Raw genomic sequence first — 8,690 nt, 5'->3', positions numbered from 1 at the left:
CCTTTCTTACTATTAAAATTACAAAAGATATTATATCATATATTATTTAATTAATTTTATTTTTAATCTTATACTTAATTAGGACATTTTTATTTTAATTATATTAAGACATTATCATATTAATATTGCACATTAAAAAAATATTAATTAAAATTAGTTGTTTTTTTATTTCTTTTATGATATAATTAAAAAAAAAGTAAGGAGAGTGGTTTTTATGAATATTTTATATTACAGCTGGGATTTAAATTCTGAAAAGAAATACGCTGATATGTTAAAATTAATTGATGCAACAGTAAACTTCACTACAGATGAAGAATTTGTAGTTCAAAGTTTAGAAGAAGGGGCAGTAGATGTTTTAATATTTGATACAACAAATATTTTAAACTACAAAAAGTTATTCCAATACAAAGTAGATAAGATGGATAAAATTATCTATGTTGCTATAACTAGCCCAACAAATAGTTTCATTTTAGAAGAAGCATTAGCATTTGGTCTTAATGACTACGTTTACGATGGTATTACAAAAGAAGCTTTCTTAGCAAAGATAAATGCTCTTTTATACCTATTAACTAGAAAAACTACATTTACTTCTAATGCAATATTAAAAGTAAAAGACTTAACGTTAAACCCTTACACAAGAGAAGCAAAAAGAGGGGATGTTGAAGTTTCTTTAACTAATAAAGAGTATAAATTACTAGAATTATTAGTTAAGAACAAAAACAAAGTGGTTACTAGAGAAATGATAGCTGAAAAGGTATGGGGTAAAGAAATACCTGATCACAAAAACATTGGAGACGTATATATTACTTTCTTAAGAAGAAAAATAGAATATGGTTTCCCATCTAAGATAATCAAAACAATAAGAAACGTTGGATACATTATAAAAGACTAAAACAAAAAGGATTTAAGCACTGCTTAAATCCTTTTCTTTATATTAATTTTGCGCATCTTTCTAAAAATTCTACATCTTCTTTACTAAATCTATTTAGTTTTGGAGAATCAATATCTAGTTCTGCTATCATCTTTCCTTCTTTATCAAATATAGGTATCACAACTTCTGAATTTGAAGCAGCATCACATGCAATATGTCCTGGAAATTCATGAACATCTTCTACTACTGTTGTTTTTTCATTTTCCCAAGTATATCCACAAACCCCCTTACCTTTAGGTATATTTGAACACGCAGGTTTTCCTTGAAATGGTCCAACTTTTAAAACATCTCCATGAACTATATAAAATCCTACCCAGTTTAAATCTCCCATAGATTCCATTATAAAAGCTGACATATTTGCCATTCTAGATATTTGATAATCTTCATCTGAAAGTAGAGCTTCAATTTCTTTATATAATAAATCGTAATTCATTTTTCCCTTTCTATAATCCTATAGCACCAATTAAATTAAATATCATAAGTAATCCAAGCACCATAAGTATAATACCATTCATAGTTTTTATTTCATCCAAATATTTAGTAATATTTTTCATATCTTTTACTATTAAAGTTGAAATAATAAATGGTGTAATTAATCCTAAGAAATATATTAACATTGCAACTATACCTTTAGTAATACTAAAATCTCCTACACCTATACTTATAAGTATAGAACTTAAAGTAGGTGTAATACAAGGTATCCATCCCATAGAAAAAGTAAATCCTAAAAGAAATGAATAAAAGTATGAATTGGTATAATCATCTCTTAAATTAATCATTTTTACCCTATCAACAAATTTGTTATTAAATAGCTCAAGTTGAATTAATCCCATCATAAATATATATATACCTGCTAAGATTCTAAATAAGTCCTTTTTTATATATGAACCTATAAATGAAAAACTTAAACCCATTAATACAAATGTTGTTGATAAACCTATAAAAAATAGAGTAACATTAAGAAATTTATTTCCTTTTTTTGTCAGTATAGTTAAATAAACTGGAATAATAGACATAAAACAAGGTGTTAGAAATGACATTATTCCAAACAAGTAAAATAATATCATTATTCTACTATTGCTTTCATTACTTCTTCAGCAGAAATTCCAGCAAAGTATCTTGAAATATTTATAGAGTTAAGTCTTTCTAGAACTTCAGCTTGTTCATATTTAGCTCCTTTTAATACTTCTTCTACTGCTGCAACATCTTCTATTCCAAAGAAGTCTCCATATATTTTAATATTATCAATTTTTGAATCTATTACGTTTACAAATACTTCAATTTTACCTTTTTCAAATTTCATTGATCTAGTAATATTGTACTCTGGAGATTTTCCATAGTTCCAATCCCAGTTTCCAAATTTTTCTGCTTTAGCTTTATTTATTTCAGCTATTTCTTCTTCACTGAATACATACTCTGTCATTTCTGGATATTCTTTTTTCATATAATCTAAAAGTAAATCTCTAAATTCTTTAACATCAATTTTATTAGGTAATTCATCTACTATATTAGTTACTCTTGCTCTAACTGATTTAACACCTTTAGATTCGATTTTATCTTTTGATACTTTTAAAGCTTTAGATAATACTGATAAATCAACATCAAATAATAAACAACCATGGTGCATTATTCTACCATTGATATATGCTTGTGCATTTCCACAGATTTTTTTACCATCTATTTCTAAATCATTTCTTCCAGTAAATTCTGCTTTAACACCTAAACTTTCTAAAGTTTTAATTACAGGAATTGAAAAACTCTTAAAATCAAATGCTTTATTTTCACTTTCTTTAGAAATTATAGTATAGTTTAAGTTATTATAATCGTGATAAACAGCTCCTCCACCACTTATTCTTCTTACAACTTCAATGTTATTTTCTCTAACAAACTCTTTGTTAATTTCTTGTATAGTATTTTGGTGTCTTCCTACTATTATTGAAGGTTTGTTAATCCATAAAAGGAATATCATTTCTTCTTTTAATAGTTTTTTAAATGCATATTCTTCAAGTGCAATGTTATATGCTGTGTCATTACTTTCATTAATAATATATTTCATAATCATATCCTTTCTGTTTTTCTTTAATTATATATCATATATACATTTTTTTCAATAAATTTACAATAGAAAATATTATAAAAATGAAGTAAAATATATATAGAGGTGATAATATGAATATTTATGATTTTACAGTTAAAGATAACCTAAATAAAGATGTATCTTTAAATGAATATAAAGGTAAAGTTCTATTAATAGTTAATACTGCAACTAAATGTGGGCTTGCCAATCAATTTAATGATTTAGAAGATCTATACAATAAGTATAGAGATAAAGGATTTGAAATACTTGCTTTTCCTTGTAATCAATTTTTAAATCAAGAACCCTTAAGTGACAGTGAAATAAGTAGTACCTGTTCTTTAAATTTTAATACACACTTTAAAATCTTCAAAAAAATTGATGTTAATGGGCTTAATGAAGACCCTTTATATACTTACTTAAAAAAGGAAACAAAAGGAATATTTGGTAGCAATATTAAATGGAATTTTACTAAGTTTTTAATAGGAAAAAATGGCAAAATTATTAAAAGATTCCCACCTATAACTTCACCTAAAAAGATAGAAAAATACATAGAAACTTTACTATAAAAATAGCGCCTAATTGGCGCTATTCCTATTATTTATTAGTTTTTCTTTAATGCGTGTACTGCAAGTCCTAATACATCAGCAAATGCTTCATACATTACTTCTGAGTATGTAGGGTGACCATGTATAGTTTTTAACATTTCTTCTACAGTAATTTCCATTTCCATAATTGAAGAAGCTTCATTAATTAATTCTGCTGCTGCAGGTCCAATTATATGTACTCCTAAAATTTCTCCATATTTCTTATCAGCTATAACTTTAACAAATCCATAGTTTTCGTCACTTGCGATAGCTCTTCCGTTTGCTGTAAAGCTAAATTTACCAACTGAAACATCATAAGTTTTTCTAGCTTCTTCTTCAGTTAATCCACAAGCTGCAACTTCTGGTAAAGTATAGATAGCAGCTGGTGTTAAGTCTAACTTAGCTGTAGCGTGGTTTCCTTTGATTGCATTTTCAGCAGCAACTTCTCCCATTCTAAATGCAGCGTGAGCTAACATCTTAGTTCCATTGATATCTCCAGGTGCGTATATTCCTTTAACTGAAGTTTCCATGAATTCGTCAACTTTAATTCTTCCTCTTTCCATTTCGAATTCAACTTCTCCTATACCTTCTAAATCAGGTACACGTCCTATTGATAATAATGCTCTATCAACTATTAAGTCTTGTTTTCCTTCTAATTTAATATGTAATTTACCATCTTTTTCAACTATTTCTTGTAATTTAGTTGAAGTCATGATAGTCATACCTTTTTGTTCTAATTTAGCTCTTAAAGCGTTAGATACTTCAGCATCCATACTTGGAACTATTCTATCCATCATTTCTACTACAGTAACTTTAGAACCGAATGTTGAGAATGCTTGTCCAAGCTCAACCCCAACAACTCCTCCTCCGATAATTGCAAGTGTAGAAGGTACTTCTTTCATTTCTAAGATATCATCACTTGTCATAACAAGTTTTGAATCCATTCCTGGTATATTAATTTTTGAAACTTTAGATCCACCAGCTAAGATAATTTTATCTGTAACTAATTCTTTAGCTCCATCAACCATAACGTTTTTATCTTTAGTAATTCTAGCAACACCTTTGAATACATCAACTCCGTTGCTCTTTAATAATGCTCCTACTCCACCAACTAAAGTTTTAACTACTTTACCTTTCATAGATAATACTTTTTCCATATCTACTGTGAATTTAGGGTTTTCAATCATAATTCCACGTGCTGCAGCATGTGAAATTCCTTCTATAATTTCAGCATTATGTAAGTATGCTTTTGTAGGTATACATCCTCTGTTTAAGCATGTTCCTCCAAGTTCTGATTTTTCAACTAATGCAACTTTTCCTCCAAGTTGGCTAGCTTTGATAGCTGCAACGTATCCAGCAGGTCCTCCACCTATAACTACTACGTCATATCCATCTTCTTTTTTAGCTGCAACTGGTGCTGCTGCAGGTGCTTCAGCCGCTGGTGCTGCTGCAGGTGCGCTTCCTGGTGTAGGAACTGCTTCACCTTGTTCTCCTAAATATCCTATAACTTCTGTAACTGCTACAGTTTCTCCAGCTTGTCTTAAGATTGCTAATACATATCCATCTTCTTCAGCTTCTAATTCCATGTTAGTTTTATCTGTCATGATTTCTAAAAGGATTTCTCCTTGTTTAACAAATTCACCAACTTGTTTGTTCCATTTAACAATTTCCCCCTCAGTCATATCTATCCCAGCTTTGGGCATGATAACTTCTAATGCCATCTTTTTCTCTCCTTTATATTAACATTGTAATTGGATTTTCTAATAATTCTTTTAAGTCTTTCATGAATTTAGCTCCAGCTAAACCATCTACTACTCTATGATCTATAGTTAGTCCTAAAGACATAATAGGTCTAATCTTAATTTCTCCATCTACTACTACCGGTTTTTCTATTGTAGCACTTACACCTAGTATAGCTGAATTTGGTTGATTTATTATTGGACCAAATGATGATACTCCAAACATTCCTAAGTTACTTATAGTAAATGTTGAACCTTGTAATTCACTTGGCGCAAGTTTCATATCAAGTGCACGGCTAGTTACATCTTTTAATGCAACTACTAATTCTGATAAACTCATTTTTTCAGCGTTGTATACAACTGGAGTTAATAATCCTCCGTCAAATCCAACTGCCATAGCTAAGTTTACATAATTGTGTGCTATGATTTTTTGACCATCTTCAGTTAATGAAGAATTTAAATATTTATGTTTCATTAATGTTTTAACTACTGCAAATGAAATAATATCTGTTACAGTTATTTTCTTACCTGTTTGTGCTAAAATTGGATCTAATAATCTCTTTCTTAATGCAAGAGCTTCTGTCATATCTATGTCATAATTCAATGTATATGTTGGTGCAGTTAAATAACTTTCTACCATACGTTTAGCTATGACTTTTCTCATTGCTGTCATAGGTATAACTTCTATTTCTCCATATTTATCTTTTTTATCATCTAATACTTGTTCTATATTAGTTTTTTCTTGATTAATAAATTCTTTTTCTTTAGTTGGAGCAACATAAGTATCTTTATGTTCTGGAGATAATAAAGCTAAAATATCTGATTTCATTATCTTTCCTCTTACTCCAGTTCCCTTAATCTCTTGCCAGTTTATACCATTATCTTCTGCAATTCTTCTTGCTACAGGAGATATCTTAACACTTGATTCTGCTTTATATGAAGCTACATCTTCTTTATGTATTCTTCCAAGAGCACCACTACCAGGCACAGCTGATAATTCTATATTAAGCTGTGATGCTAATTTTCTTGCAGCAGGTGTAGCTCTAAATAATTTTTTTTCCATTTTTCCACCTCTACTGTTTATTTACTGTTTTACGTATTGCATCTTTTATTGTATCTACTGTTGGTATCATTGCAAACTCTAAGTTTTGTGCATATGGCATAGGTACATCTTCTCCAGCACATCTTCTAATTGGTGCATCTAAGTAATCAAATGCATCTGATTCTGAAATTATTGCTGAAATTTCTCCTATGAATCCACTTGTTTTATGAGCATCGTTAACAAGAACAACTTTTCCTGTTTTCTTAACTGAGTTTAAGATAATTTCTTTATCTAATGGTACTAATGTTCTAGGATCTACTACTTCTACTGAAATTCCTTCTTTTTCTAAATCTTCAGCAGCTTTCATAACTCTTGATAACATTTTTCCGTAAGTTACTACAGTTACATCTGTACCTTCTTTTTTAATTTCTCCAACACCTAAAGGTATTACGAAGTCTGGATCTAAAGGTACTTCACCTTTTTGGTTAAATTCTGATTTGTATTCTAATATTATTACTGGGTTATTATCTCTTATTGAAGCTTTTAATAATCCTTTCATATCTCTTGGTGTTCCTGGTGCAACAACTTTTAATCCTGGTATATGTGTGAACCAGCTTTCAAGTGATTGTGAATGTTGTGCAGCAGAACCTACTCCGTTTCCTGCAGCACATCTAAATGTTACAGGTACTTTTCCTTTTCCACCAAACATATATCTAGTTTTTGCAGCTTGGTTTACAATTGCATCCATTGCTATAACAACGAAATCCATGAATGTAACGTCAACTATTGGTCTTAATCCTGTCATAGCTGCTCCTGAAGCTGCTCCTGCGATTGCTGCTTCAGATATAGGACAGTCTCTTACTCTTTCTGGTCCAAATTCTTCTATCATTCCTACTGAAGTTCCAAAGTCTCCTCCGAATACTCCAACATCTTCTCCCATTAATAAAACGTCAGGATCTCTTCTCATTTCTTCTGACATTGCTAAAATTATTGTATCTCTAAACGACATTAATTTTGTTTCCATATTTTTAAATCATCTCCTTAATTAGTCTGCATAAATATCTTCGAATGCTGATTCTAGTGGTGGTAATGGACTGTTTTCAGCAAATACCACTGCATCATCAACTGCTTTTTTAACTGAAGCATCGATATCTAATAATTCTTGTTCTGTTGCGATTTTGTTTTCGATTAAGTATTTTCTTAAGTTTTCAACTGGATCTTTTTTCTTCCACATTTCAACTTCTTCTTTAGTTCTGTATTTACCAGGATCTGAAGAAGAGTGTCCTAACCATCTATATGTAATTGATTCGATTAAAACTGGTCCTTTACCTTCTCTTACGTGGTCAACAGCTTTTTTGAATTCTTCATAAACATCTAAAACATTATTTCCATCTGGTATAAACATTCCAGGTATTCCATATGAAGCACTTCTTAAGTGGATGTGTTCAATATTAGTCATTTTCTTAATGTCAGCACTTATTCCATATCCATTGTTAATGCAATAGAAAATTACTGGTAATTTCCAAATTGAAGCCATGTTTAATGCTTCGTGGAAACTTCCTTCATTAGTTGCTCCATCTCCGAAGAAACATACAACTATTTTTCCTGTTTTTTTCATTTGTTGAGTTAAGGCAGCTCCTACAGCTATACCGTGTCCCCCTCCAACTATTCCGTTAGCTCCTAAGTTTCCACTATCAACGTCAGCAATGTGCATTGATCCACCTTTACCTTTACAAGTTCCAGTGTATTTTCCTAAAATTTCTGCCATCATTGCATTTAAATCTATTCCTTTTGCAATAACTTGTGCATGTCCTCTGTGGTTTGATGTGATAATATCATCATCATTTAATGCAGCCATAGCTCCTATACTTGCTGCTTCTTCTCCTACTGAGAAGTGAGTCATTCCAGGTACTTTACCTTTTTTAACTAATTGCGCTACTTTAAGATCAAAAATTCTTGCTTCTTGCATCTTTTTAAACATATCTAGCAATTGTGCTTTTTTTAATTTTTTCATTATAAACCTCCGCTTATGTTTCTTATTTATATATATAGTTTAAAACTAAATATTCTTAAAGTCAATTATTGTTATTTTATTAACATTTTAAAAATATCAATTCTTGATTTTTAGTCTATTTACTGTATTTAAAAGCACCTCATTTTATTTGCTGTTTCACAATATGGAATACTTTCCCCTCGTTTTACTATATATTATCTCTATTTACATTATATCTCAAAAAACATTAATTTACAAATAAAAAAAGGTGATTTGGGATTTTAAAAAATCCTTAAATCACCTCTTTCTTTTCTATATAATTTA

At 29.8% G+C, this 8,690-nt stretch carries 9 protein-coding genes; 2 read left to right on the top strand and 7 right to left on the bottom strand.

Annotation, left to right across the window (positions count from 1 at the left end):
- Nucleotides 1-214 precede the first annotated feature (214 nt).
- Nucleotides 215-892, top strand: a complete 678-nt coding sequence (locus tag GM111_RS06435; protein ID WP_156300293.1) for a winged helix-turn-helix domain-containing protein — start codon at nt 215-217, stop codon at nt 890-892.
- Between the two features lie 37 nt (nt 893-929).
- Here the strand turns inward: GM111_RS06435 and GM111_RS06430 are convergent, their stop codons facing one another.
- The 3 genes from GM111_RS06430 to GM111_RS06420 are packed head-to-tail and all read right to left on the bottom strand — an operon-like array spanning nt 930 to nt 2,987.
- Complete coding sequence (locus tag GM111_RS06430) at nt 930-1,364, bottom strand: GAF domain-containing protein (protein WP_156300292.1); 435 nt, start codon at nt 1,362-1,364, stop codon at nt 930-932.
- A gap of 10 nt (nt 1,365-1,374) precedes the next feature.
- Nucleotides 1,375-1,998, bottom strand: a complete 624-nt coding sequence (locus GM111_RS06425; RefSeq protein ID WP_156300291.1) for a cytochrome c biogenesis CcdA family protein — start codon at nt 1,996-1,998, stop codon at nt 1,375-1,377.
- The gene (locus tag GM111_RS06420) at nt 1,998-2,987 is read right to left on the bottom strand and encodes a lipoate--protein ligase (protein ID WP_156300290.1); all 990 of its coding nucleotides are present in this window, start codon (nt 2,985-2,987) and stop codon (nt 1,998-2,000) included. The genes GM111_RS06425 and GM111_RS06420 overlap by 1 nt, the downstream gene beginning before the upstream one ends.
- A gap of 113 nt (nt 2,988-3,100) precedes the next feature.
- Here GM111_RS06420 and GM111_RS06415 point away from each other — a divergent pair, with 113 nt between their 5' ends.
- Nucleotides 3,101-3,574 carry a glutathione peroxidase gene (locus GM111_RS06415; RefSeq protein WP_156300289.1) on the top strand — a complete coding sequence of 158 codons (474 nt, stop codon included), beginning with the start codon at nt 3,101-3,103 and terminating at the stop codon, nt 3,572-3,574.
- A 35-nt stretch (nt 3,575-3,609) separates the two neighbouring features.
- Here GM111_RS06415 and lpdA read toward each other — a convergent pair whose 3' ends face one another.
- From lpdA to GM111_RS06395, 4 genes are read right to left on the bottom strand one after another with little or no spacing between them, the layout of a single operon-like run.
- Entirely contained in the window at nt 3,610-5,313 is a 1,704-nt protein-coding gene (gene lpdA / locus GM111_RS06410; RefSeq protein WP_156300288.1) for a dihydrolipoyl dehydrogenase, read from the bottom strand.
- A gap of 13 nt (nt 5,314-5,326) precedes the next feature.
- Nucleotides 5,327-6,394, bottom strand: a complete 1,068-nt coding sequence (locus tag GM111_RS06405) for a dihydrolipoamide acetyltransferase (protein WP_156300287.1) — start codon at nt 6,392-6,394, stop codon at nt 5,327-5,329.
- A gap of 10 nt (nt 6,395-6,404) precedes the next feature.
- Complete coding sequence (locus tag GM111_RS06400; protein WP_156300286.1) at nt 6,405-7,397, bottom strand: alpha-ketoacid dehydrogenase subunit beta; 993 nt, start codon at nt 7,395-7,397, stop codon at nt 6,405-6,407.
- 21 nt (nt 7,398-7,418) lie between these two features.
- On the bottom strand, nt 7,419-8,387 hold the full coding sequence (locus tag GM111_RS06395) for a thiamine pyrophosphate-dependent dehydrogenase E1 component subunit alpha (RefSeq protein ID WP_156300285.1): 969 nt from the start codon (nt 8,385-8,387) through the stop codon (nt 7,419-7,421).
- Nucleotides 8,388-8,690 lie beyond the last annotated feature (303 nt).

The organism is Streptobacillus canis (genome assembly GCF_009733925.1).
GTDB classification, from domain to species: Bacteria; Fusobacteriota; Fusobacteriia; order Fusobacteriales; family Leptotrichiaceae; genus Streptobacillus; species Streptobacillus canis.
This window is presented reverse-complemented; position numbering and strand designations above follow the sequence as displayed.

Bases quoted from the DNA above. Each gene is read 5' to 3' on its own strand.
- GM111_RS06435 (WP_156300293.1), top strand. From the start codon at position 215: ATGAATATTTTATATTACAGCTGGGATTTAAATTCTGAAAAGAAATAC.
- GM111_RS06430 (WP_156300292.1), bottom strand. From the start codon at position 1,364: ATGAATTACGATTTATTATATAAAGAAATTGAAGCTCTACTTTCAGAT.
- GM111_RS06425 (WP_156300291.1), bottom strand. From the start codon at position 1,998: ATGATATTATTTTACTTGTTTGGAATAATGTCATTTCTAACACCTTGT.
- GM111_RS06420 (WP_156300290.1), bottom strand. From the start codon at position 2,987: ATGAAATATATTATTAATGAAAGTAATGACACAGCATATAACATTGCA.
- GM111_RS06415 (WP_156300289.1), top strand. From the start codon at position 3,101: ATGAATATTTATGATTTTACAGTTAAAGATAACCTAAATAAAGATGTA.
- lpdA (WP_156300288.1), bottom strand. From the start codon at position 5,313: ATGGCATTAGAAGTTATCATGCCCAAAGCTGGGATAGATATGACTGAG.
- GM111_RS06405 (WP_156300287.1), bottom strand. From the start codon at position 6,394: ATGGAAAAAAAATTATTTAGAGCTACACCTGCTGCAAGAAAATTAGCA.
- GM111_RS06400 (WP_156300286.1), bottom strand. From the start codon at position 7,397: ATGGAAACAAAATTAATGTCGTTTAGAGATACAATAATTTTAGCAATG.
- GM111_RS06395 (WP_156300285.1), bottom strand. From the start codon at position 8,387: ATGAAAAAATTAAAAAAAGCACAATTGCTAGATATGTTTAAAAAGATG.